At 62.9% G+C, this 1,748-nt stretch carries 2 protein-coding genes; one reads left to right on the top strand and one right to left on the bottom strand.

All coding sequences use genetic code 11. The annotated features are described in order from the left end of the window. Positions 1–532, bottom strand: a 532-nt coding sequence (locus AYR66_RS04270; protein WP_206047051.1) for an ankyrin repeat domain-containing protein, incomplete at its 3' end; no start/stop codon positions are given. 175 nt (positions 533–707) lie between these two features. Between AYR66_RS04270 and AYR66_RS04265 the strand changes: the two genes are divergently transcribed. After that, a partial coding sequence (locus AYR66_RS04265; protein ID WP_141104153.1) for a 2,4-dienoyl-CoA reductase FMN-binding domain-containing protein occupies positions 708–1,748 on the top strand: 1,041 nt, incomplete at its 3' end.

Genomic DNA, 1,748 nt, shown 5'->3' with positions numbered 1-1,748 from the left:
GCGCCGCCCCGCCATTCCCGAGAATGATCGCCTCCAGCAGCGCCGTCCAGTGCAGGCGGTTCACGTGGTTCAGGTCGACACCGGCATCGATCAGTAGCCGCACGGTCTCGACCAGCCCGCGCTCCGCTGCCGGGATGAGCGCCGTGCCGCCATAGCGGTTGGTGCTCTTGAGGTCGGCCCCATGCGCGAGCGTCATCTTCAGGATCTCGTTGTGTCCGCGCGCACCGGCATACAAGTAGGGACTGTCGTGTATCCGGTCCTTGGCATTGACATCGGCACCGGCGTCGATCAGCGCCTTGGCCGCCTCGACACGGTTGTTATGCGTAGCCACCAGCAATGGCGTGGCGCCGTCCTTGTCCCTGGCATCGACGCTGGCCCCTTTGGCAAGCAAGGTGCGGATCGCGGCTGCGTCGCCGTTCCTGGCCGCCACGTGCAACGGTCCCTCCTGATCCTGTGCACCGGCCGACGCTGCTGCCAGCGTGAGCACGACGGCAGCTAGCGCGAGGCCACGACGTATGCGCGTCAACAGCATCGATATCTCCTGTCCTTTTCCTGCCGATCATTCTAGTAAAAAAAGCAGGGTGCGCCCGCGCACCGCTGCTCCGGCTACCGGATCGGAACGATATTGCAACCAGTTGCATAAAATCGCGAATTCCGCCTATACTTGTGCAACCAGTTGCACAAACCATTGCATGGAGGAATCCCCGATGAACCATTACCCCCACCTCTTAAAACCGCTCGACCTCGGCTTCACCACCCTGCGCAACCGCGTTCTCATGGGCTCCATGCACGTCGGCCTGGAAGAAGTCGCCAATGGCTTCGAGCGCATGGCCGCCTTTTACGCCGAGCGCGCACGCGGCGGCGTCGGCCTGATCGTGACCGGCGGCATCTCCCCGAATGACCGTGGCCGCCCGATGAAAGGCGGCGCCAAGATGACCACCGAAGAAGAAGCGGAACATCATCGCTGCATCACCGATGCGGTCCATGCGGAAGGCGGCAAGATCGCGATGCAGATCCTGCATTTCGGACGCTACTCGTACCAGCCCGGCCTGGTGGCGCCAAGCGCAATCAAGGCGCCGATCAATCCCTTCGTCCCGCATGCATTGAGCGGAGAAGAAGTCGAGGAAACCATCGAAGACTTCGTGCGTTGCGCCGCCCTCGCACAGCGCGCTGGCTACGACGGCGTCGAAATCATGGGGTCCGAAGGCTACCTGATCAACGAATTCATCGCCGCGCGCACCAACCAGCGCGACGACGAATGGGGCGGCAGCTACGAGAACCGCATTCGCTTCCCCGTGGAAATCGTGCGACGCACACGCGAGCGCGTCGGCAAGAACTTCATCCTCATCTATCGCCTGTCGATGCTGGATCTTGTTGAAGGCGGATCGACGCTGGACGAAGTGATCCAGCTGGCAAAAGCTGTCGAAGCAGCAGGCGCGACCATCATCAACACCGGCATCGGCTGGCACGAGGCGCGCATTCCGACCATCGCCACCAAGGTGCCGCGTGCCGCCTACGCTTGGGTCACCCAACGGCTGAAGGGCCATGTGAACGTGCCGCTCGTCGCGACCAACCGCATCAACACGCCGGAAGTCGGCGAGCAGCTGCTGGCCGACGGCTATTGCGACATGGTGTCCATGGCGCGCCCGCTGCTGGCCGACCCGTTCTTCGTGAACAAGGCTGCGGAAGGCCGCGCGGATGAAATCAATACCTGCATCGGCTGCAACCAGGCCTGCCTGGACCACACA

Origin of the sequence: Noviherbaspirillum denitrificans (genome assembly GCF_002211445.1) — a bacterium.
Lineage (GTDB): Bacteria > Pseudomonadota > Gammaproteobacteria > Burkholderiales > Burkholderiaceae_D > Noviherbaspirillum > Noviherbaspirillum denitrificans.
The sequence above is the reverse complement of the archived record's forward strand: the minus strand, read 5'-3'. Positions and strand labels throughout refer to the sequence as shown.